At 63.7% G+C, this 21,805-nt stretch carries 23 protein-coding genes and 1 pseudogene; 14 read left to right on the forward strand and 10 right to left on the reverse strand.

Going from position 1 to position 21,805, the window contains the following annotated elements:
* Window positions 1-94 precede the first annotated feature (94 nt).
* Window positions 95-712 carry a TetR/AcrR family transcriptional regulator gene (locus ACP7EG_RS18900; protein WP_426088855.1) on the forward strand — a complete coding sequence of 206 codons (618 nt, stop codon included), beginning with the start codon at window positions 95-97 and terminating at the stop codon, window positions 710-712.
* A 3-nt stretch (window positions 713-715) separates the two neighbouring features.
* Here the strand turns inward: ACP7EG_RS18900 and ACP7EG_RS18905 are convergent, their stop codons facing one another.
* Both ACP7EG_RS18905 and ACP7EG_RS18910 read right to left on the reverse strand, forming a co-directional pair.
* The gene (locus ACP7EG_RS18905; protein WP_426088856.1) at window positions 716-1,186 is read right to left on the reverse strand and encodes a GNAT family N-acetyltransferase; all 471 of its coding nucleotides are present in this window, start codon (window positions 1,184-1,186) and stop codon (window positions 716-718) included.
* A 47-nt stretch (window positions 1,187-1,233) separates the two neighbouring features.
* The gene (locus tag ACP7EG_RS18910; protein WP_426088857.1) at window positions 1,234-1,893 is read right to left on the reverse strand and encodes an XAC2610-related protein; all 660 of its coding nucleotides are present in this window, start codon (window positions 1,891-1,893) and stop codon (window positions 1,234-1,236) included.
* A 162-nt stretch (window positions 1,894-2,055) separates the two neighbouring features.
* On the opposite strand from ACP7EG_RS18910, the gene ACP7EG_RS18915 reads away from it, so the two are divergent.
* A complete protein-coding gene (locus ACP7EG_RS18915; protein ID WP_426088858.1) occupies window positions 2,056-2,712 on the forward strand; it encodes a tetratricopeptide repeat protein in 657 nt (218 codons plus the stop codon).
* Here ACP7EG_RS18915 and ACP7EG_RS18920 read toward each other — a convergent pair.
* Window positions 2,699-3,676, reverse strand: a complete 978-nt coding sequence (locus tag ACP7EG_RS18920; RefSeq protein WP_426088859.1) for a ribonuclease Z — start codon at window positions 3,674-3,676, stop codon at window positions 2,699-2,701. The genes ACP7EG_RS18915 and ACP7EG_RS18920 overlap by 14 nt on opposite strands.
* A gap of 46 nt (window positions 3,677-3,722) precedes the next feature.
* Entirely contained in the window at window positions 3,723-5,222 is a 1,500-nt protein-coding gene (locus ACP7EG_RS18925; protein ID WP_426088860.1) for an amidohydrolase family protein, read from the reverse strand.
* A 270-nt stretch (window positions 5,223-5,492) separates the two neighbouring features.
* Here ACP7EG_RS18925 and ACP7EG_RS18930 point away from each other — a divergent pair.
* The 3 genes and pseudogenes from ACP7EG_RS18930 to msbA form a co-directional block, all read left to right on the forward strand.
* A pseudogene (locus ACP7EG_RS18930) lies at window positions 5,493-5,681 on the forward strand (hypothetical protein); the annotation flags it as partial.
* Window positions 5,682-5,739: 58 nt separating this feature from the next.
* Entirely contained in the window at window positions 5,740-6,123 is a 384-nt protein-coding gene (locus ACP7EG_RS18935; RefSeq protein ID WP_426088861.1) for a hypothetical protein, read from the forward strand.
* Between the two features lie 108 nt (window positions 6,124-6,231).
* Window positions 6,232-8,067 (forward strand): lipid A export permease/ATP-binding protein MsbA, encoded by a 1,836-nt coding sequence (msbA, locus tag ACP7EG_RS18940; RefSeq protein ID WP_426088862.1) that lies wholly within the window; start codon window positions 6,232-6,234, stop codon window positions 8,065-8,067.
* Between the two features lie 4 nt (window positions 8,068-8,071).
* Here the strand turns inward: msbA and ACP7EG_RS18945 are convergent, their stop codons facing one another.
* The gene (locus ACP7EG_RS18945; RefSeq protein WP_426088863.1) at window positions 8,072-8,479 is read right to left on the reverse strand and encodes a hypothetical protein; all 408 of its coding nucleotides are present in this window, start codon (window positions 8,477-8,479) and stop codon (window positions 8,072-8,074) included.
* A gap of 77 nt (window positions 8,480-8,556) precedes the next feature.
* On the opposite strand from ACP7EG_RS18945, the gene ACP7EG_RS18950 reads away from it, so the two are divergent.
* The 4 genes from ACP7EG_RS18950 (at window position 8,557) to ACP7EG_RS18965 (ending at window position 12,041) form a co-directional block, all read left to right on the forward strand.
* Window positions 8,557-9,678, forward strand: a complete 1,122-nt coding sequence (locus ACP7EG_RS18950) for a toxin-antitoxin system YwqK family antitoxin (protein ID WP_426088864.1) — start codon at window positions 8,557-8,559, stop codon at window positions 9,676-9,678.
* A gap of 26 nt (window positions 9,679-9,704) precedes the next feature.
* On the forward strand, window positions 9,705-10,499 hold the full coding sequence (locus ACP7EG_RS18955) for a toxin-antitoxin system YwqK family antitoxin (RefSeq protein WP_426088865.1): 795 nt from the start codon (window positions 9,705-9,707) through the stop codon (window positions 10,497-10,499).
* A gap of 88 nt (window positions 10,500-10,587) precedes the next feature.
* A complete protein-coding gene (locus ACP7EG_RS18960; RefSeq protein WP_426088866.1) occupies window positions 10,588-11,082 on the forward strand; it encodes a MarR family winged helix-turn-helix transcriptional regulator in 495 nt (164 codons plus the stop codon).
* A gap of 77 nt (window positions 11,083-11,159) precedes the next feature.
* Complete coding sequence (locus tag ACP7EG_RS18965; RefSeq protein ID WP_426088867.1) at window positions 11,160-12,041, forward strand: toxin-antitoxin system YwqK family antitoxin; 882 nt, start codon at window positions 11,160-11,162, stop codon at window positions 12,039-12,041.
* A 72-nt stretch (window positions 12,042-12,113) separates the two neighbouring features.
* Here ACP7EG_RS18965 and ACP7EG_RS18970 read toward each other — a convergent pair whose 3' ends face one another.
* Window positions 12,114-13,436 (reverse strand): chloride channel protein, encoded by a 1,323-nt coding sequence (locus ACP7EG_RS18970; RefSeq protein WP_426088868.1) that lies wholly within the window; start codon window positions 13,434-13,436, stop codon window positions 12,114-12,116.
* An 83-nt stretch (window positions 13,437-13,519) separates the two neighbouring features.
* The gene (locus ACP7EG_RS18975) at window positions 13,520-14,446 is read right to left on the reverse strand and encodes a LysR family transcriptional regulator (RefSeq protein WP_426088869.1); all 927 of its coding nucleotides are present in this window, start codon (window positions 14,444-14,446) and stop codon (window positions 13,520-13,522) included.
* Window positions 14,447-14,541: 95 nt separating this feature from the next.
* Between ACP7EG_RS18975 and ACP7EG_RS18980 the strand changes: the two genes are divergently transcribed.
* Complete coding sequence (locus tag ACP7EG_RS18980; protein ID WP_426088870.1) at window positions 14,542-15,552, forward strand: zinc-binding alcohol dehydrogenase family protein; 1,011 nt, start codon at window positions 14,542-14,544, stop codon at window positions 15,550-15,552.
* A gap of 7 nt (window positions 15,553-15,559) precedes the next feature.
* On the opposite strand, the gene nhaR is transcribed toward ACP7EG_RS18980, so the two are convergent.
* The gene (gene nhaR / locus ACP7EG_RS18985) at window positions 15,560-16,459 is read right to left on the reverse strand and encodes a transcriptional activator NhaR (protein ID WP_426088871.1); all 900 of its coding nucleotides are present in this window, start codon (window positions 16,457-16,459) and stop codon (window positions 15,560-15,562) included.
* A gap of 157 nt (window positions 16,460-16,616) precedes the next feature.
* Here nhaR and ACP7EG_RS18990 point away from each other — a divergent pair, with 157 nt between their 5' ends.
* Both ACP7EG_RS18990 and ACP7EG_RS18995 read left to right on the forward strand, forming a co-directional pair.
* On the forward strand, window positions 16,617-17,579 hold the full coding sequence (locus ACP7EG_RS18990; protein WP_116743640.1) for a TerC family protein: 963 nt from the start codon (window positions 16,617-16,619) through the stop codon (window positions 17,577-17,579).
* 69 nt (window positions 17,580-17,648) lie between these two features.
* A complete protein-coding gene (locus ACP7EG_RS18995; protein WP_096234556.1) occupies window positions 17,649-18,050 on the forward strand; it encodes a TerB family tellurite resistance protein in 402 nt (133 codons plus the stop codon).
* Window positions 18,051-18,056: 6 nt separating this feature from the next.
* Here ACP7EG_RS18995 and ACP7EG_RS19000 read toward each other — a convergent pair whose 3' ends face one another.
* Window positions 18,057-18,410, reverse strand: coding sequence for a YnfA family protein (locus ACP7EG_RS19000; protein WP_426088872.1), 354 nt, complete (start codon window positions 18,408-18,410; stop codon window positions 18,057-18,059).
* An 89-nt stretch (window positions 18,411-18,499) separates the two neighbouring features.
* Here ACP7EG_RS19000 and ACP7EG_RS19005 point away from each other — a divergent pair, with 89 nt between their 5' ends.
* On the forward strand, window positions 18,500-19,768 hold the full coding sequence (locus ACP7EG_RS19005; RefSeq protein ID WP_426088873.1) for a glycerate kinase type-2 family protein: 1,269 nt from the start codon (window positions 18,500-18,502) through the stop codon (window positions 19,766-19,768).
* Here the strand turns inward: ACP7EG_RS19005 and ACP7EG_RS19010 are convergent, their stop codons facing one another.
* A complete protein-coding gene (locus tag ACP7EG_RS19010; protein ID WP_426088874.1) occupies window positions 19,769-20,785 on the reverse strand; it encodes a zinc-binding alcohol dehydrogenase family protein in 1,017 nt (338 codons plus the stop codon). It lies immediately after the preceding gene.
* A 105-nt stretch (window positions 20,786-20,890) separates the two neighbouring features.
* On the opposite strand from ACP7EG_RS19010, the gene ACP7EG_RS19015 reads away from it, so the two are divergent.
* Window positions 20,891-21,787: a LysR substrate-binding domain-containing protein gene (locus ACP7EG_RS19015; RefSeq protein ID WP_426088875.1), complete on the forward strand. Its 897-nt coding sequence runs from the start codon at window positions 20,891-20,893 to the stop codon at window positions 21,785-21,787.
* Window positions 21,788-21,805: the final 18 nt, after the last annotated feature.

The following is a 21,805-nucleotide window of genomic DNA, read 5'->3' on the forward strand; positions in this document are numbered from 1 at the left end:
CGGTATGAATATAGGCGATGACGCGCTCCGTTGTCAATGACTTCTGTATCGAGTAGTATGTAAGTAGTGGTGAGTAGATGAGAAGGAGCGAGGGATGGCGCAAATGGGACGGCCGCGCACGTTCGACCGGCAGGCAGCGGTCGAGCAGGCCATGTTTTTATTCTGGCAGCAGGGATATGAATCGACGTCCTTGAGTCAGCTCAAGGCGAGCCTGGGCGGCGGCATTTCCGCGCCCAGCTTTTATGCGGCGTTCGGCTCGAAGGAAGCGCTGTTTCGCGAGGCGGCGCAATGCTATCTGGATACCTTTGCGCGCGTGACGGCGTGTTTGTGGGACGATGGCCTGGCGCCGCGCGCGGCCATCGAGCTGGCCTTGCGCCAGTCGGCCAGCATGCAGTCCGAGCCGGGGCATCCTCCGGGCTGCATGGTGGCGCTCGGCTGCATGAGCGCACCGACAGCCGAACATGCGGCCGTGGCCGCACCGCTGACCGCTTCGCGCGCGCGTACGCGTGCCGGCTTCGTGCACTGTGTCGAGCGGGGCATGGCCAGCGGAGAGTTATCTGCGCAGACGGATGGGGTAGCGCTGGCAGCCGTGTTTGACAGTTTTTTATCGGGCGTGGCTATTCAAGCCCGCGATGGCGTGGGCTACGCCGTGTTTGACCCTGCCATCACGCAGATCCTGCGCGTGTGGGATGCCAGCCGCGTGCCGGGCTAGGCGCTAGGCCGTCCAGCGAAACTCCAGCACATCGTCGCCATACTTGTCGGTCTCTCCCGTCGCGGTCCAGCCCAGGTAGCGGTAAAAGCCGTAGGAGCGCGAGGCGGGATCGCTGGAGCAGCCGAGGAACAGCCGTTGATGGCCTTGCGCGCGCAGCTCCATCATTACCAATTCCAGCAAGGTCTTGCCGATGCCCAGACCTTCGAATTCCGGCAGCAGGGCCAGGACGATGATTTCGCCCGTGTTGCGCTCGCCAAAGCAGTAACCGACCAGCTGGCCGTCATGATGGCAGACCTGGCCGGGCAGGCTGCCTGAGCGCATCATGTCCGCCCAGGATTCGGCCGTGATGCCCACTTCTTCCAGGCGTTCCTTGGGGATAGCGTTTTGCCGCGTCTTGCCGCGCAATGCGATGAAGGCCGGGGTGTCTTCCGCCTTGGCGGGATGGAAAGTGATCGATGCTGGATGTGTCGTCATGTGTGCGTTAATTGTTGGATGGTAGTGAAGGATTTACTCCCCAGGATTTATTCCCAGGATTTGCGCATGATGCGCGCATGGCGTTGCCAGTCATAGGCTTTGGTATTCTCGATGGCCTGCTGGCCGGGATTGCCGCTATCGATGATTTCATCCTTGACGATGATCAAGTCATTCTTTTCATTCAAGCGGTATTCCCGATAGCGCTCGCAATCCTGTTCGCGCCGGGCGATGGCGATCAAGGTGTTTTTCCGCCAGGCATAGCTGTCTTCATAAAAGCACTGTGCCGCGCAGCCGCAATTGGCGATACCGCCTGTGATTGCTTGATCGGCGATGCTGATATCCAGATTCGGAATCGCCGATAAGGGCTTGTTGAAACGGTATTGCTTCGCTGGCGCATCCCACAGCCACACATCGGAACAGCGGATGCGTCCCTGGCTATCTGTGTAACCGGTCACCCACAGATCGGCATGGCCGTCAAAATTCATGTCCAGCAGCAGCGCGTGCAAATTGCCCGTGCCGCTGCTGTTGCAGCTGCCAGCTATCCACTGCTTGCCGATTTTCAGCTGGTAAGTCTGCTTTTCATCGTGATTGACATAGCGGATATCGGCCGCTTGCCGCACTTTGCCTGTCGCGGCTTTGTCCAGGTGCAGCGTGGCGCCATAAGCGGAGGTGGAAAGCAGGGATAAAAGCAAAACAATCAGTTTCATGGAGATATTCTTGGGCTGGCACTTGTCGTTGTGCCGCAATTAAATCGTGCGGTGAACGATCATAACGCAGGATTTGGGCAATGCGCCACACCGTTCCTATCGTGCATTCGGCGCGGAACAGTGCTGTGTACAATGCCCAAAATCCCCGAACAAGGAATCTTCATGAGCGTATCGACAGCATCTTTTAATGAAGCGGGCATCCTCGCTTATAACGACGGCAATTACGCCGAGGCCTTTAAACAATTCGACGCGGCTGCGCGCACCGGCGATCCGGCCGGCCAGCATTTATTGGCCAGCCTGTATTACCAGGGCCATGGCGTGACGCAAGACGTGCCGAAAGCAGTGGAATTGTTCACGGCGGCGGCGCAAGCGGGCTTTCCGCCGTCGCTGGCCAACCTGGCCCTGATGTATGCGAGCGGCGATGGCGTCGTGCAAGACATGGCGCAATCGCTCGCGTACGGCCGCCAGGCGGCCGAGGCGGGCGATGGCCAGTCGCAATTCAACCTGGCGCAGGCTTACCGCAAGGGCGATGGGGTACCGCAAGACTATGCCGAAGCGGCGTTCTGGTACAAGCAGGCGGCCGAGGCCGGTTCCCTGTCGGCGCAGAATGAATACGGCTTGCTGTACGCGCAAGGGCAGGGCGTGGAACTCGATTACGTGCAGGCGTATGCATGGATCGCCATGCCGGCCGATGCGGGCAGCGCGCAATCGATCAAGAACCGCGACCAGTTGCTGGAAATCCTCACACCGTCACAGCAGCAGGCGGCGCGCGCGCTGGCGGCCGAGTATGTGGCGCAGTATGGCGTCAATCCCCACTAGATTTCTTTACCGGCAGCTTGCTGAGCACGCCTGCCGCATCGAGTTCATAGCTGTCGAAATCGCGCGCGAGGAACAATTCACCCGAGTAATGCAGCCGCGCTTCCGCTTCCAGTTCGGCCATGCCGTCCGCGTTGTGATAGCGGGCGCTGAAGTGCGTCAAAATCAGATTCGGCAGGCGCACCGCTTCGGCAAACTGCGCCACGCGCTGCACCGAACTGTGCGTGGGGCCGGGGCCCACCTTTTGCAGCATCGCTTCCGTGTAGGTGGCTTCATGCACGAGCAGCTGCGCACCGGCACAGGCGTCCGTCAGCAACGCCGGCGTGTCGTTGTCGCCGCCGATCACCACCGTGGCGCACTGCGTTTCCGTCTGGCGGAAAGCGGTGGCGTGCAAGACCGTGCCATCGTCCAGGATCGCATCCTGGCCCGCCTGCAACAGTCCCCAGGCGGGGCCGGGCGGCGCGCCGGCTGCCTGCAGGGCGGCCTTGTCCAGCTTCCATCTGCTCGTTTCCAGCGCGAAACGATAACCGACGCTCGGTGCGCGGTGCGACAGCGCATGGCGCGAGATGGTCAAGCCCGCTTCCTCATGCACGACTGGCGCGCTGTCCACGTCGATGTGGATCAGCGGATACGTCAAAAATAGTTCCGTGTGCAGCAGGGTCGCGTCGATCCAGGCCTTGATGGCGGCAGGGGCGATCAGCAGCAGGGGTTTTTTGCGCCCCGTCATCGAGGCGCTGGCGAGCAAGCCCGGCAGCCCATAGCTGTGGTCGCCATGCACGTGGGTGATGCAGATGCCCACCAGTTCGTGCACGGACAAGGGCAGGCGCTGCAGCCGGTGCTGCGTGGCTTCGCCGCAATCGATCATCCACCAGTCGCGGTTGTGCGTGGTTTGCAGGGCCAGCGAGGTGACGTTGCGGTGGCGCGTGGGCACGCCGGAAGACGTGCCGAGAAAAGTCAGTTTGAACATGCCCGCATTATGCGGCAGGCGTGCCCGCTTGCCAACGCCGCAGGCCTCAGCCTGCCAGAGGCGCGCTCAATTTGTCCTTGTAGATGCGGCCGTTTTTCATGATCAGGAACAGGCTTTCCTCGGGCTGCGCGAGGAAATCGAGGTTTTTCGTGGGGTCGCCCTCGGCCACCAGCAAGTCGGCCAGCGCGCCTGCTGCCAGCTTGCCCAGGGTGCCTGGGTAGGGCGCGCGCTGGCCGGACAGGGCCAGCAATTGTCCATTCTGCCCCGTCGCCTGTGCCAGCAAGGTCAGGGGATCGTAAAAGCGCGTGAGTTTGGCCAATTGCCGGCCCTGCGTGGGCGTGTTTTTCGCGTTGAACAGGATATCCGTGCCCCAGCCCGTTTTGATGCCGTACTTTTGCGCCAGCGCATACGCCTTCACCGTGCCTTCCGAGACGATGGCCTGGCTGGCCTTGCGCGCCGCATCGGGGTAGACATTCGCATCCGCGTCTTGCAGGAAAGGTTGCAAGCTCCACCACGTGCCCGTGTCGCGCATCATGCGCGCGGATTCGTCGTCGGCCAGCTGGCCGTGCTCGATGCTGCGCACGCCCGCGCGGATGGCCCGCTGTATGCCTTTCGGCGTGTACACATGGGCCATCACATACGTGCCCCAGTCGGCGGCCGCTTCCACGCCCGCGCGCAGTTCGCGTTCCGAATACTGCGTGCTGTCGAGCGGGTCGTACATCGACGCGACGCCGCCGCCGGCCATCATCTTGATTTGCGTCGCGCCCAGCATCAGTTGCTCGCGCACGCGGCGCAACACTTCCGCCTCGCCATCGGCGATCATGGCCATGCCCGCCGTTTCCGCCATGCCCAGCGGTGCGTTGGCCGCGCGGGGAATCTCCGAGCGCAGGCGGAAGTCGCCATGGCCCGAGGTTTGCGAAATCATGGCGCCGGACGGGAAGATGCGGGGGCCGTCGACGATGCCTTCGTCGATGGCGCGTTTTAATGCAAAGGCGGGGCCGCCAGGATCGCGCACGGACGTAAAGCCCCGCAGCAGGGTGCGCCGCGCTTCCTGCGCCGCCACCAGATATAAATAGCCGACGTCGGACGTCATGGCCGTCACCTGGTTGATGGCGGCCAGCATGGTGTGCCAGTGGGCGTCGATCAGGCCCGGCATCACCAGCTTGCCCTGGCAATCGATCACTTGCGCGCCCTCGACTTTCTCGCCGGCCGGCAGCAGGGCGGTAATGCTTGCCCCCGTCACCAGCACATTAACACCGGAACGGGGCGCCTTGCCCGTGCCGTCGAACAGGCGCAGATTGGTCAGCAGCAGGGGGCGTTCGGAGGTCTTGGGCTGCTGGGCAATGGCGTTGCCGGTGGACAGGCCGAGGCCGATGAAGGGCGCCAGCATGGCGGCCGTGCCGCCGAGAAATTGCCGGCGCCGCATGTCCGCCATCACCCGCTGGTGCAGGATGGTAAAGATGGTGCCGCCGCAGTCGCAGGCGCGCGGTTTCAAGCCGCGCGTTTGCCACGTATCCATCAGATGCTGTTCTTGTGCCAGGGCCATCGCCGCCATCCTTTCATCGCTGCCGCAGCAGGAGACTGGCAGCAGGTAAAGTTAACAATAGGAAACTATTGCCATTGAAAGCCCGCAGCGTCGGCAAGTCAAGCGTGCACTTGCTTTACGGAAAAAAATGTAGCATCGGCTTGCCAGACGGTAAGCTTGCCCCGTGTTTCCTCCGTCAATGTGGTGGCATGTCGCCAGCCGTGTAGTCGACGAAGCCGTCGCGGCGGCAAAAACTGAGCAGTTGCATGCCGGCGAGGCGGGCGTCAATTTGTCGGTTTCTGCCGCGATATCACGGTGACCATGGGCATGCTGCGGCAAATGTATGGCGTAGGCTATGATGGCGTCAGCAAGACGGACAGGCTGCTGGATTTTTCCACGCCGCTGTCGTCGGCGATCTATTTCGTGCCCAGCATCGATGCCTTGCTGGCCGTGGGTATTTCGCCGGCCGATCCCGGCTGAGGGCCGCGCCGGCGGTTCCAGGTCCTGTCCCTATTTTTTACTTTACAAGGAGTTTTCCATGCGTATTCGTCCCGCCACATTGCTGTCCGCCCTGATCTTCGGCAGCGTCGTCTTCAGCGCTTCCGCTTCCGCCGTCGGCCTGGGTTTCCTGGCCGATACGCCGATGGCTTACCTGAACAAAAACGACAAGCCCGTCTTCGTGAAAGCCGTCACCGACGTACTCAATGACAAGACGGATGGCGAAACCGTGCAATGGAGCAATGAAGGCTTGCGCAATTCCGTGCGCATCGCCGCCGAGATCACGGCCAGCGACACGCAAAAGACGGACGCGCAAACCTGCCGCAAGGTGCAGGTGGGCTTGAGCGCCAAGGGCCAGGAACAAACCCTCAAGCTGAAAGTCTGCAAGGCCGGCACGGCCGCCTGGAAAGTGGCGAAGAGCTGATTGCCCGTGCATTGCCCTTGCCGGTTCTGCACCGGCAAGGTGCGACTTTCCTCTAGGTAAGTCTGGCAGCGGTTAGAATCACGCTTTACCCTTACTTTTCTCACCTGCATGCAGCAAAGTCGCCTCCTGTTTTTCCGCCTGGCCGGCCAGTTTCGCCGCTATGGCGCCATCGTTGCCGCCACCTTGCTGGCTGTCGGCGTGGCGTCCGCCACCGATGTGTTGTTAATCCGCCAGTTGCAAAACGTCGTCGACGCCATGCGCACGACGGCCAGCGAGCAGGTCGCGCCCGTGTCCGGCGTGATGGGCATGCTGCAGGGCTGGGTCGACCGTTTCCTGCCGGCACAGGCTGGACAGGTCGATTTGTGGGTGATTCCCGCCACCATCCTGGGTCTGGCCGTGCTGCGCATGGTGTCGAGCTTTGCCGGCGACTACGGTTCCGTATGGCTATCGAGCCGGGTGCAGGCCGATTTGCGCGAAAAAATGTTCGCCACCATCATGCGCCTGCCCAGCCGCTTCTTCGATACCACCACCACCAGCCTGACGCAGTCGCGCGTGGCCTTCGACGCCAGCCAGGTGTCGCAGGCGGGCTTGAACGTGCTCAACGTGATGGTGCGCGATTCCGTCGCCACCATCGGCTACCTGATCCTGCTGTTCAGCATCGACGTGAAACTGGCGCTGTTCTGCATGGCCTCGATGCCCATCGTGGCCATCGTCGTGACCCTGGCGGGACGCCGCATGCGCCACCTGAGCAAGAGTTCGCAGCAAGCCGTGGGCGAGCTGACGTCCGTGCTGGACGAAAGCATCGCTGGCCAGCGCGTGGTGAAAATCTTTGGCGGGCAGGATTATGAACAGGCGCGCTTCGTCGACGTCGTCAAGCGCAACCGCCAGCTGGCCGTCAAGCATGCCGCCACCTCGGCCATGAATTCCGGCTTCATCATGATGCTCGTCGGCATTACCTTGTCTTCCGTGATTTACTTTGCCATGCTGCGCGCGCAAAGCGGCGCCATCACGCCGGGCGCCTTCGTCGCCTTCATGGGAGCGCTGATGGCGATGCAGTCGCCGATCAAGAATTTAACGAAGATCAATGAGCCGCTGCAGCGGGGCCTGGCGGCGGCCGAATCCGTCTTCGGCCTGATCGACACGCCGCTGGAACCGGACCCGGGCAGCATCGCGCCGGTGGCCGTGCAGGGCAATCTGTCCTTGCGAAACGTCCACTTCCGCTACAACAGCGACGATCCCGATGCGCCCACGGCCTTGAGCGATATCACGCTCGACATCCGTGCGGGCGAAACGGTGGCCCTGGTAGGCGGCTCGGGCGGCGGCAAGACGACCTTGCTGGGCTTGCTGCCGCGCTTTTACGACGTCAGCGGCGGCCAGATCCTGCTCGACGGCGTCGACCTGCGCGACTACGCGCTGCTGGCCCTGCGGCGCCAGTTCGCCCTCGTCAGCCAGGATGTGATTTTGTTCAACGACACGATGGCGGCGAATATCGCGTATGGCGACCCGGCCCCGGACCAGGACAGAATCGAAGCGTCGGCGCGCGCCGCCTACGCGCACGACTTCATCATGCAGTTGCCGCAAGGTTATGAAACGCAGGCGGGCCAGAACGGTTCGCGCCTGTCGGGCGGGCAACGCCAGCGCCTGGCCATCGCCCGCGCCCTGTACAAGGACGCGCCGATTCTGCTGCTCGACGAAGCCACCAGCGCGCTGGACACGGAGTCGGAGCGTTCGGTGCAGGCGGCGCTGGAAGTGCTGATGCGCAACCGCACCACCATCGTCATCGCCCACAGGCTGTCCACCATCGAAAGCGCCGACCGTATCGTCGTCATGCAGGGCGGGCGCCTGGTGGAGTCGGGCAGTCATGCCGCCTTGCTGCAGCAGGGCGGCGCGTATGCGCGGCTGCATGCGAGCCAGTTGTCTCCCGTCAAGAATGGCGCGGCTTAGAGTCTTAGAACACGTGAATGTCCTGTAATACCAGCGTGGCGCCCGACGCCGCGCTTTCCACGCGAAAGGTGGCAGTCAGGTCCGACCAGGCGCCGTTCAGGGGCAGGGAATGGCGCGCTTCGGCAATCGTCGCAGCGCCATCCTGGCCGTCAGGGCGCTCGACGCAGCGTTCATGCGGCGCGCCGCTGGCCAGCGCCACCGGCGTGACGCGATACACCGTGCCATCCGCATACGGCTCCGGCGAACCATACCCTTCGATCACGGCGCGCAGCAGCGCCGGCGTCCAGCCGTAATACGCGTCGTGCGCGGTGCGCGCATGGGCACACGCGTAATCGCCGCGCGCCAGGTCGGCGATCCAGGCGTCGATGATGTCCAGTATCCGGGTGTCGCTGGGGGCGGCGGGCAAGTGCATGGCTTTCTTTCGTGACAGGGGAAAACGTTGCCTTCCATTATGATGGCAGCCGCACAATAACATCGCAACGGAACACAATGCACACACCACAGACGACGCGCGCGGCACTGGCAGCACTGCTGGGCATGGCCCTGGCCTTGCCGCTGGCGGCACAGGAACAGCCGGCGGCGGCAACGCCAACCTTACAGGAGGAAGACCACAGCATGTATCTGGATGAAAATTTCATGCCGAGCAATCAGCGCCGCGCCGTGTACGCGCTGCGCACGCCGCCCGTGCGCGACGAGGCGCTGGGCGCCTGGCATGTACGGCTAGAATTTCCCGACACGCCGGGCGTACTGGCCTTCGAAACCTATTCCACGGACCTGGACTTGAGTCAGATCAAGTTCGTGCGTTTTCGCAAGTCCTACTACGAGAATGGCCAGCTGCTGCGCGAAACCTATTTCAATGCCCAGGGCGAGGAACTGCTCGGTGGCTGCGTGTACTTCGAGAATGGCCAGGTCCAGCAGCGGGTGACCGCCTTGCCGAACGGGCGCGACAGCATCTCGGAAACGTATCACGAGAATGGCCAGCTGGCGCACAAGACGCTGTATCACGGCGACGAGATGGCCGATGGCGAGCAAGTGTCGTATGGCGCGAATGGCGCCGTCAGCAGCCGGTCGTATCGACGCAATGGCGAGATGCATGGCGTGCAGGAATCGTTTTATGCGGATGGCAAGCTGTTCCAACGGGGACAGTTCGTCGATGGCAAGCGCGAGGGCGAGTTTGTCACGTATGCGCAGGATGGCAGTGTGCTGGCCAGGACCGTGTGGGTGCACGGCCAGCCGGACGGCTGGTCGTTTGAAAGCCATGGCAATGGCGTCGTGTCGAACAAGTCGCTGTACCAGAAAGGTGCCGTGCTCAGCTTGCAAACGTGGGGTCCGAATGGCCGGCCCGTGTTTGCCTGGCAGAAAGATGCGCAGGGGCGCGACCATGGCGACACGACGGACTGGCATGCCAACGGCGTGCGCGCCAGCGTGACCCCATTTGTCGAAGGCCAGCGCCACGGCTTGCTGCAGACCTGGTACAGCGATGGCAGCCTGCGGCAGATCGTGCCTTACGAACACGGCAAGAAGCACGGCATCGAGCGTCAGTGGGACCAGGCCGGCAAGCTGGTGCTGGAACAGGCGTGGCAGGATGGCCAGCCGGTGGCGGCGAAGTAGGGGATCGCATGTCATATCGACGGACTATGCGGACCATGCGCCTGGCGCTGCTGGCGGCGTTGATTGCCTTGCCGCTGGCGGCGCAGGGCGATACGTCGTTCTATGACAACGGCCAGCTCAAGCAAAAGGTGACCCTGCTGCCAAATGGGCGCGACCGGATTGTCGAGACGTACCATGAAAATGGCCAGCTGATGAACCGCATCCGCTACCACGGCAAGCAGATGGCCGATGGCGAGTACGTGTCGTACGGGCCGAATGGCAAGATGAGCAGCCACGCCTTCCTGAAAGGCGGCAAGATGCATGGCTTGCAGGAAGTGTTTTACGCCGATGGCAAGCTGTTCCAGCGCAGTCATTTTATCCATGACAAGCAGGATGGCGAGTTCCTCACCCTGGCCGAGGATGGCAAGGTGCTCGCGCGCAAGGTCTGGGTGGATGGCGAAGCCGATGGCTGGTCGTTTGAAAGCCATGACAATGGCCAGCTGGCGCAAAAGGCCCTGTACCGCAAGGGCAAGCTGCTCAGCATGCAGAAGTGGGGCAGCAACGGCAAGCCGTCGATCGCCTGGCAGCAGGATGCGCAAGGGCGCGAGCAGGGCGATGTCACGGAATGGTATGACAATGGCGTGCGCGCCAAGGTCGTCCCCATGCGCGATGGCCAGCGACATGGCTTGCTGCAAGTCTGGGCCAGCGACGGCAGCCTGCTGCAGCTTGTGCCGTATGAGCATGGCAAGAAGCAGGGCATCGAGCGCCGCTGGGACAAGCGGGGCAAGCAGGTGTGGGAGAAGGCTTGGCAGGCGGGAGCGCCAGTGCCTGCCGGGCTATAGGCAGTAGGGGCGCGAACGTCTTTGCAGGTATCATGCAGGGATTCCGGCCCGCCAGCAGGCGCGCAGCCGGGTCTGACAACTGGAGGCAATGGTGGTGGAAGCGGAAGTTTCGGCGGTGGCCCGGGCACAGGGCATGGCCTTGCAAAACATGCGCGTCGTCATGCGCGCGGCGCAGCGGCACTCGGCGCAGATCGAGAAGCAATGCGGTGTATCGGGCGCGCAATTGTGGGTGATGCAGGAATTGCTGGAGCGCCCAGGCCTGCGCATGGGCGAGCTGGCCGGCAAGATGTCGATCCACCAGACGACGGCCAGCAACCTGGTCGATGCGCTGGTGAAAAAAACCTATGTACGCAAGGCGCGCGACCAGCCTGACCAGCGCGTGGTCACGCTGACCCTGACGGCGGAGGGCCAGGCCGTGATCGCCGGCGCACCGCAGCCGGCGCGCGGCTTGCTGCCCAGCGCGCTGGCCCAGCTGGACCCCGACAGCCTGGCGCACCTGAACCAGGGCTTGAACGCCTTGCTGGCCATCGTCGCCCCAGACGACCGCCAGGCGGGCATGCAGCCGTTTCCTTTCACCATGTAGTGACGCGCAAGCGTGTGGCTGGAGCGCTCCGCTTGCCATTATCATCGGCGCCGTCGCAGCGTTGATGAAAGCATGCATTGAAGATATTCACTTCCGTTTTGCTGGCCGCCATCCTGGCCGGTTCCCCTCCCATGTCCATTGCCAACCCGGCCTTGCCTTCCGGGCAGGCGCCAGCTGCCCTGTATTTTGACGCGGATTACCAGCCCGCCACAGCCGCTGCTGCCGTGTACGAGCAGCGCGCGCCACTGCGCCACGATGCGGCCCGCCAGGCCTGGCATTGGCAGCTGCATTTCGCGCAGCCGCCAGGCAAGCTGCACATGGATGCCTGGCTGCGCAGCATGGACCTGGAGTCGCCCCGCTACACCTATCAGCGCAGCGTGTATTTCGCCGATGGCCAGGTGGCCCTGCTGGAAGAGCGCAATGGGGAGGGCGACTTCGATGGCGTGAACGTCGCCTACCATGCGGATGGAACAGTAAAAAGCCGCAAGGCTTACCGCGACGGCGAGTACGAGGGCTTGCATAGCCACTATCATGCGAATGGCCAGCTGAGTCATGCCTTGCTGTATCACGCGGGCCAGCCCGCCGATGGCGAGTACCTGAGCTTTGACGAGCAGGGCCAGATCAGCAACCGCGCGCATTTTGCCGACGGCGTGCTGTCGGGCGAGGCGCAAGCGTTTCATCCGAACGGTCGGCTGGCCGAGCGGGGGGCCGTATCTGGAAGGTCAGCGCAATGGCCTGCACCAGACCTGGTGGCCGGACGGCCGCGAAAAGTCGCGCCTCAATTTCCTGCATGGCAAGCCGCAGGGCTGGTCGCTGCTGTATTTCGCAAATGGTCAGCTGGACCAGAAAAACCTGTTCGAGGATGGCGTCATGCTGAGCACGCAAAGCTGGCGCGACGATGGCACGCCGCGGCATGCCGTGGAGTATCTCGACGGGCGCAAGCACGGCCTGGAGCGTAACTGGGCCGAGGATGGCACGCGTACCGTCTGCGCATGGCAGGACGGCCGCTTGCTGCGCCCCTGCAGCCATTTCTAGTTCGGCGGCGCTGGCAGCCGTTGCAGCTGCAATTGCGCCAGCGCTCCGTACAGCGGTTCGCTGAGCACGCGCGAGACGGTGCTGGCCACCACGGCGCAGGCCATCAGGCTCAGCACCATGCCGTGGCCGTCAACCATTTCCATGACAATGATAAACGCCGTCAGCGGCGCTTGCGTGGCGGCGGCCAGGAAACCCACCATGCCCAGTGCGATCAGGGCCGGCGCGTGTGGGTAGTGCAGCAGCACGGCGATATCGTGGCCGATGCCGGCGCCGATGGCTAGCGACGGTGCAAAGATGCCGGCCGGCACGCCCGACCACACGGTCAGCCACGTCGCCACATATTTGAAGGCGACAAAGGCGGGGGCTGCCTCGGACGAGCCTTCCAGCATGGCGCGCGTGGCCACGGTGCCGCTACCGAACGTGGCGCCGTGGCTGGCGATGCCGATGGCCGCCACCAGCAAACCGCAGACGGCGGCGAACAGCACGGGACGGCCCTTTCTCCACGCAGACAATTTCCCCAGCGGGTTGCCGCGGGCGGACGCCAATAGCAGCCGCGCAAACAGGCCGCCGGCCACACCCGCGACCAGGGTCACGAGTAAACCTGGCAGGGCCAAGGCCAGGCCGATGGGGCCGGGATGGATGATGCCGAAGTGGGTGGCGTTGCCGTGGATGGAGACGGCCATCATGCCGGCCAGCACGATGCCGGCGACGATGAGGCCGCTGTTGCGCTGCTCGGGCGAGCGTGACAGTTCTTCGATGGCAAACATGACGCCCGCCAGCGGCGTGTTGAAGGCGGCCGCGATGCCGGCCGCGCCACCGGCCACCAGCAGGGAATGGGCGCTCACCTGAGAGTGGCGGGGCAGCAGGCGGCGCGCGGCCAGCATCACGCCGGCGGCGATTTGCACGGACGGCCCTTCGCGCCCCAGCGAGAGTCCCCCCAGCAAGCCGCCCGCCGTCAGGACGATTTTCGCGGCACTCAGTTTCAGGGACACGAACAGCGAGCGCTGCTCGGGTGCCACGGCCGGGTCCAGGGTGGCCATCACTTGCGGGATGCCGGAACCGGCCGCACCCATGGCGTAGCGGCGCGTCAGCCAGACCAGCAGGGCGGCGCAGGCCGGTGTCCACAGCAGGGCGAACCACCAGGCCTTGCCGTTAAAAAAGAGAAACAGGTCCAGCGCTTCCTCCGCCAGCCATGTAAAGCCGACGACGACGAGGCCCGCGATGGCGGCCATGCCGACGACGACGGCACGCGACCACCACAGGCGCGGGTTGGCAAATTCATGCTTGAAGGCAGAGGGGATGTCGTGCAAGTGCTTCATTGCGGCAAGTCCAGGAAGGGGCGCGCAGGGCGTCGGGAAGACTTGTCATTATATAGATGTATTTGTTCAAATGTATTTCAACCTCATCTTCCGTGGGCTGCTGGCAACAGTATGTCTGTTTCTGCCAGGAAATCGACGAGGGCGCGCACTTTCGGCGCCAGGTGCGGTCCGGACGGCCACAGCAGCCAGCAACTGTGGGCCAGATGGTCGGCGATCGCGTAGTCCCTCAGCACTTCGACCAGGCTGCCGTCGGCCAGCGCGTTGCGCACATGAAAATCGGGCAGCCAGGCGATGCCCAGGCCTTGCCGCGCGAAGTGCAAACGCGCTTCGACGTTGTTGCACACCATGGACAAAGGCAAGTCTGGCATCGGCACCTCGGCTTCCTGGCGCAGCTGCCACTGTTCGATCTTGCCGCTGTGGCGGAAGCGGTAGTGCAGGCAAGCATGTTGTTGCAGCTCCAGAGGGTGGCTGGGCGTGCCGTGGCGCGCCAGGTAGGCGGGCGAGGCCACGAGGCAGGAGCGGAACTGGCCCAGCTTGCGCGCGGCCAGGCGCGAATCGCGTGGTGCGCCGATGCGGATGACGGCGTCCAAGCCGTCGCCGACGACATCGGCCAGCGCGTCGGAAAAGTCCAGGTCCAGCGCAATGGCGGGGTGCTGCCGGGAAAATGCGGACAGCGCGGGCAGGAACAGGCCGCCCAGTTCCGGCAAGCCCAGGCGCAGACGGCCGCGCGGCGCGCGCTGGCCCGCCAGCTCCTCTTGCGCTGCCTGCATTTCCGCCAGGATGCGTTCGCTGCGTGCGAGGAAGAGCTTGCCTTCCGCTGTCAGGCTCAACTGGCGCGTGCTGCGCTGGAACAGGCGCGCGCCCAGCCGCTGCTCGAGCCGGGCCAGGCTCTTGCTGACGGCCGAGGGCGAAATGCCGGCCTGGCGCGCTGCGGCGACAAAGCTGCCCGCCTGGGCCAGTTGCACGAACAGGGCCACGCCGGAGAGGTTATCGATGTCTTGGTTTTGCATGATTCATGACAGTTTGGTCAGGTGTGAAACGCATTGAAGCATATTTTTCTTTCTCGCGTGGCTGCTTACCATGCAGATTTACTTGGGAGCATGCAATGAAGATGATCGGTTTCAAGAAGGGCAGCAGCGTGGACGACGAGGATGGCTTGTTCGATATGACGGGAGAGATGCCCGAGCCCGGCCCGCGCGAGGTGCTGGTGCAAGTGCGCGCCGTGGGCGTCAACCCGCTCGACACCAAGGTGCGCGCCGGGCGGGTAGACGTGCCCGAGCGTGTCGTCACGCTGGGCTGGGATGTGGCCGGCATCGTGCATGCGGTGGGCAGCGAAGTCACCCTGTTCGCGCCTGGGCAAGCCGTGTATTACGCAGGCTCCTTCGACCGCGCGGGCGCCAATGCCGAGTACCACTTGGTCGACGAGCGCATCGCCGCGCGCATGCCGGCGACCCTGGATTTTGCGCAGGCGGCCAGCGTGCCGCTGGCGGCGCTGACGGCGTGGCAGCTGCTGTTCGAGCGTTTTGCCATCACGCCCGGCGACCGGCAGCCGCGGGGCAGCCTGCTGGTGCTCGGTGGCGCGGGCGGCGTCGGTTCCGTGCTGACGCAACTGGCGCGCCAGTTGACAGGGTTGACGGTGATCGCCACGGCCTCGCGCGGCGATAGCGCCCACTGGTGCCGCGCCATGGGCGCGCATCACGTGATCGACCATACTTTGCCCCTGCCGGCGCAGGTGGCGGCATTGAACGTAGCGCCGGTGTGCCATATCGCCGCGCTGTCGCATACGGCGAGTCACTTCGCGGAATTGGTGGAGCTCATCGCGCCGCACGGCAAGTTGGCCGTCATCGACGACCACGATGCTTTTGACGCGGCGCCGCTGAAGGGGAAAAGTGTTTCCTTGCACTGGGAAATGGTGTTTACGCGGTCCTTGTATGCTACCGACGATATGCAGGAACAGCAGCGTATCCTGACCCGCGTGGCGGCGCTGCTGGACGAGGGCGTGCTGCGCCACACGCTGCGGCAGCGTTTGTCGCCGATGGACGCGGCCACCGTGTTGCGCGCGCATGCGCTGCTGCAGCGGGGCGGGCAGCCGGGGAAAATCGTCGTCAGCGATTGAATCTGGCTTACACGAACAGCTCGTGCCGCGCGCTCTGGCTGATGGCGATGGTGGCGGGGTGGCTCAGGCGCCGTTCCGTGGTGATCGCATACACTTGCTCGATCAGGCTGTCGACCCGGCCCAGCGCCACCACGGCATATTGCTCGCACACCTGGGGCGCGATGACGGTGGGGGCAAAGAACAGGCCGGCGCCGGACTGGCCGAAGGCCTTCATCATGGCGCTGTCGTCGAATTCGCCCACGATGCGCGGGTGCAGATGGTTGTCGCCGAGCCATTGCAGCAAGCGCCCGTAAATGGCGAAGTCTTCGCCCGGCAGCAGCAGCGGCGCGCCGTCCAGGCATTCGGGGAAGCCCCCGCTCAGGGTGGCGGCCAGCGCTGGTGTGCCGAACAGGGTCATGCCGCTTTCACCGAGCAAATGGTTAAAGCCGCGCACGCTCAAATGGGCGGGCATGGGGCGGTCCGCCATGATCAGGTCGAGCCGGTGCACGGCCAGATCCGCCAGCAGGCTGGCCAGCCGGCCTTCGCGGCAAATGATGCGCAGCGGTTCGGCCAGGCCCAGCGCCGGCGCGACGAGGCGGCAAGCGATCAGTTTTGAGACGGAATCGGCGCAGCCCACGCGAAACGTCGTCGTCGCCGTGCGCGATTGGTCGCGCACGATTTCCAGCAATTCATCGCCCGTGTTGAAAATATTTTCGGCATGGCTGAGGATGCGCCGGCCCGTGTCCGTCAATTCCAGCTGGCGCCCGCTGCGGCGGAACAATTCCACGCCCAGGGTGTCGGCAAATTCGCTGAGCTGCCCGGAGATCGATTGTGGCGTCAGGTGCAGCTGTTCGGCCGCGCGCGCGATGCTGCCCGTCTTGGCCACCATCCAGAAATAGCGCAAGTGCTTGAAATTGAGTGTCGACATGCTTTTCCCTGAAGTTAATACATCGAATTTTTCGATGTATTCGTAAATTATATTCGATTTGTTCGATGTTTATATTCAGACTATGATGGCTGCTCAATTCATGCAAGGAGAGTGCCATGGTCATCAGGATAGAAACAGACAGTTGCGGAGGCCACCGATGAACGGCCTGGAGAGTATTGCAACGGCACCCATGTGGGCCGGCTTCATCGCCTTTGTCCTGGCGATGCTGGCGCTGGACTTGTTCGTCTTTGGCGGCAACAAGGCGCACAAGGTCAGCGTCAAGGAAGCGGCGACGTGGTCGCTGGTGTGGGTCAGCCTGGCCCTGCTGTTCAACGGTGGCCTGTGGTGGTATCTGAACGGCACGGCCGGACCCGAGATCGCCAATCAGAAGGCGCTGGAATTTTTCTCCGGCTACCTGATCGAGAAAGCGCTGTCGGTCGATAACGTGTTCGTCTTCCTGCTGATCTTCAGCGCCTTCCAGGTGCCGATCCAGTACCAGCGCCGCGTGTTGATTTATGGCGTGCTGGGTGCGATCGTCATGCGTGCCGTGATGATCATGGCCGGTGCATGGGTGGTAAGCGAGTTCAGCTGGGTGCTGTACCTGTTTGGCGCCTTCCTGTTGATTACCGGCATGCGCATGCTGGTGGCGGCCGACTCAGAGCCGGACGTGGCGAACAACCCCGTGTTGCGTTTTGCCCGCCGCCACTTGCGGGTAGCCGATGGCGACCACGGCGAGCGTTTCTTCGTGGCAAAAGGCGGTTTGCGCTATGTCACGCCGCTGTTCCTGGTGCTGATCCTGATCGAGGTGACGGACCTGGTGTTTGCGGTCGACTCGATCCCGGCGATTTTCGCCATCACGACGGACCCGTTCATCGTCTTCACGTCGAACCTGTTCGCCATCATGGGCTTGCGTGCCCTGTACTTCCTGCTGGTGGATGTGGCTGACCGCTTCCACATGCTCAAGTATGGCCTGGCGATGGTGCTGGTGTTCATCGGCGCCAAGATGCTGATCATGCCGTGGTACCACGTGCCGGTGGAAGCGTCGTTGCTGGTGGTGGCAGTGCTGATCGTATCGAGCTGCGTGGCGAGCGTGTTCATCACCCGCAGCGACAAGAAGTAAATGCAGTACGGCGCGCCCCGCCTGGCGGTGGCGTGCCTTTTAATTGACTAATAGAAAGAGTAGAAAATCATGCGTACTTATGAAGCGAACAGTCCCCAGGCAGCGGGACGTATTCTGGCCCTGATGATGGTAGTCGATGGCAACCTGGCCAGCGCCGAGCTGCAAGCCATGCACCGCAGCAAGATCCTCGAGCATATCGACCTGGCGCCGGCCGCTTTTCAACAGTTGCTGCAAGACTTGTGCGACGACATGCTGACCTCGACCGTGCATGGCGCCGTGCAACTGGCCAATGGCGTGATCGACAGCCTGCTCGATGAAATCGATGATCCGGACTTGCGCCGCAAATTGCTGCAAGCCATGTGGAAGATTGCCGATGCGGACGACTGGCTGGCCGATGGCGAAGCCGTGTTGCTGGCCCGCGCCAGCGCCGTGTGGTCGGCGGAAACGAACTTCCGCGCGCACGGTGCCTGATGCACATCAAGCCGTCTTGTGCCCCATGGCAATGATGGCGGCGCCGGCCAGGGCCAGGCCCACGCCGGTGATATCCGTCCAGGCCGGCGTGATGCCGTCCACCAGCCACAGCCATCCCAGCGCCGTGGCGATATAGATGGCGCCATACGTGGCATACACCCTGCCGCTGGCGGCTGGATGCAGGGTCAGCAGCCACACGAAGATCAAGAGGCTGATGGCGGCCGGCAACAGCAGCCACGCGCTGCCCTTGTTGCTCAGCCACAGCATGGGCAGGTAGCAGCCCAGCAGTTCAGCCACGGCCGTGACGGTAAACAGCCCGAAAGTGCGGGCTAGACTGGTCCATTCGATGGCGTCGCTCATTGCATTCCTGCTCGTGATCAAGCCGCCATTGTAGCCTCCGGACGGCGCCGTCCCTGCTATGATCGGGTTCGGATACCGGAGGAAACACCATGACGACGACCCCAGCGCCGCGCGCCTTGCTGCAAGCCATGTTTCAGGCCGCCATCGAAGCAGCCCAGCCATCGCACTGCATACCGCCCCATCTGCCGCCCGCGCCCAAGGGGCGGCTGATCGTTATCGGCGCCGGCAAGGCGTCGGCCGCCATGGCGCAAGCCGTGGAGCGGCACTGGCCGGGGCCGTTGTCTGGCCTCGTGGTGACGCGCTACGGTTACACCGTGCCGTGCGAGCGCATCGAAATCGTGGAAGCGTCGCACCCCGTGCCGGACTCTGCCGGCATGCAGGCCGCGCAGCGCATGCTCGATCTGGTCGCCAACTTGCAGGCCGACGATACGGTGCTGTGTTTGATTTCGGGCGGCGGCTCGTCGCTGCTGGCCTTGCCGCTGGACGGCATTACATTGGAAGACAAGCAAGCCTTGAACCGCGCGCTGCTGGCGTCGGGCGCTACTATCGGCGAAATGAATTGCGTGCGCCGCCATTTGTCCGCCATCAAGGGCGGCAGGCTGGCGGCCGCCTGCCATCCGGCCCAAGTCATCACCCTGGCCATTTCCGACGTGCCCGGCGACAAGCTGGGCGATATCGCTTCCGGCCCCACGGTGGGCGACGCGACGACCTGCGAGGACGCGCTGGCCATCGTGCGCCGCTACGGCATGGACTTGCCGAACAGCTTGCGCGCGGTGCTGGAAAGCGGGCGTGGCGAATCCGTGAAACCCGACGATCCGCGTCTGGCGCGCACGCAGACGACCCTGATCGCCACGCCGCAGATGGCCCTGGAAGCAGCCGCTGGCGTGGCGCGCGCGGCCGGCGTCACGCCGTATATATTGGGCGATAGCCTGGAAGGCGAGGCGCGCGACGTGGGCAAAGTCATGGCTGGCATCGCGCTGCAAACGGTCTTGCGGGGTCAGCCGTTTCCCGCCCCGTGCGTGCTGCTGTCGGGCGGCGAAACGACGGTCACCGTGCGCGGCAACGGGCGCGGTGGACGCAACGTGGAATTTTTGCTGGCGCTGGGCATCGCGCTGGACGGGCAGGAAGGCATCCACGCGCTGGCGGGCGACACGGATGGCGTCGACGGCCAGGAAGACATCGCCGGCGCGGTTCTGGCGCCGGACACCTTGCAGCGCGCCTGGGCGCTGGGTATCAAACCGCGCGAGAGCCTCGACAACAACGATGGCCACGGCTTCTTCCAGGCGCTGGGAGATTCCGTGATCACTGGCCCGACCTTGACGAACGTCAATGATTTCCGGGCTATTTTGATTACCTGATTAGTTAAAGTTTTCCAGCACGATTTTCCCTTTTGCCGTGTTGCTTTCCAGCAGGGCATGCGCGCGCTTCAAATTTGCTGCATTGATCGTGCCGAAGCGCTCGGCCAGGGTGGTCTTGATGGTGCCTGCATCCACCAGCTGCGCCAGTTCTTCCAGCAAGTCATGCTGCTGGATCATGTCGGCCGTCTGGAACAGCGAACGGGTAAACATCAGTTCCCAGTGCAGCGACACGCTCTTGCCCTTGAACTTGCGCACGTCGATGTGCTCGGGGTCGTCGATCAGGGCGAACTTGCCTTGCGGCGCGATCAGTTCGACGATCTGCTCGAAATGCTTGTCCGTCTGGTTCAGGCTGATGACGTAATCGACGGGCGGCAAGCCCAGGCGCGTGATTTCCCCTGCCAGCGGCAAGCTGTGGTCGATCACGTGGTGGGCGCCCAGTTCCCTGACCCAGTCGGCCGTTTCCGCGCGCGAGGCCGTGCCGATGATGGTGACACCCGTCAATTGCCGCGCCAACTGCACCAGCACGGAGCCGACGCCGCCGGCCGCGCCGATCACCAGCAGCGACTTGCCCGTAAGGTTCTTGTCGCGGCTGAGTTGCAGGCGGTCGAACAGCAATTCCCAGGCCGTAATCGCCGTCAAGGGCAGGGCGGCGGCGGGAGCAAAGTCCAGGCTGGCGGGCATGTGGCCGACGATGCGCTCGTCGACTAATTGAAATTCGCTGTTGCTGCCGGGGCGGTTGATGGCCCCCGCGTACCAGACCTTGTCGCCGACCTGGAACAGGGTGACGTCGGGGCCGACGGCGGTGACGACGCCGGCCGCATCCCAGCCCAGCACTTCCGGCTGGCCTTCTTGCGGCGCGCGGTTCTTGCGCACCTTGGTGTCGACGGGGTTGACGGAGATGGCCTTGACGGCGACGAGCAGGTCGCGCCCTGTGGCGACGGGTGTGGGCAGCTCGATATCGAGCAGGGCGTCCGCATCCGTGATGGGCAGGCTGTGGTGGTAGGCGATGGCTTTCATGCTAATCCTTGGTCAAGAGTGGGAAGGCGATGACGTATGATGGTTGCTTTCGCGTCCGGGAAAAAGAGGGCGCGTAGCGAAACACTTTCAAAGGAATGCTGAAAATTGCTGCGACTCGATGACTTGCAGGTATTTGTCCGCACGGCCGACCGGGGCAGCCTGTCGGCGGCCGCGCGCGAGATCGGCATTTCGCCCGCGCTGGCCAGCGCCGCCGTCAAGCGCTTGGAAGGGGAGCTGGGCTTGCGCCTGCTGACCCGCACGACGCGTTCGCTGAGCCTGACGCCGGAAGGCACGCAATACCTGGAACATGCGCGCGAAGCCTTGCGCCTGCTGCGCGCGGGCCACGACGCGCTGCTGGCCGGCAAGGACAGTTTCGGCGGAACCTTGAAAATTGCCATGCCGTCCGACCTGGGCCGTAACCTGATGCTGGGCTGGCTGGACGAATTCCAGTTGCGCCACCCGAAGCTACAGTACCAGCTCAGCGTCAGCGACCGGGTGGCCGACATGGTGCGCCAGCAAGTGGACATTGCCTTGCGTTACGGGCAGCAGGACGATTCGTCCATGATCGCCATGCCGATCGCGCCCGCCAACGACCGCGTGCTGGTGGCTTCGCCCGACTACCTGCGCGCGCAGGGCCCCCTGCTGGCGCTGGAAGACTTGTCGCAGCGCAATTGTCTGCGCTTCGCGCTGGAAGATGGCTTGCACGACCGCTGGACCTTTTATCGCCTGCCGCAGCGCGAGCAAGTCACCGTGCCAGTGAGCGGCAACCGCAGCGCCGACGATGCCGACCTGGTGCGGCGCTGGGCCGTGGCGGGCCTGGGCATCGCTTATAAATCGCGGCTCGACGTTGCCGGCGACGTGGCGGCCGGCCGCCTGCACGTGTTGCTGCCCGAGGTGGCGGGCGAGGCCGCGCCTTTGCAGCTGCTGTGCATGCACCGGGCGCAAGTGACGCCGCTGGTGCTGCAGCTGCGTGATTTCCTGCGCGACAAGTGTGCGCAATGATGCAAATGGCATTACTGA

This window comes from Janthinobacterium sp. PSPC1-1 (assembly GCF_049897625.1).
GTDB lineage: Bacteria > Pseudomonadota > Gammaproteobacteria > Burkholderiales > Burkholderiaceae_D > Janthinobacterium > Janthinobacterium tructae.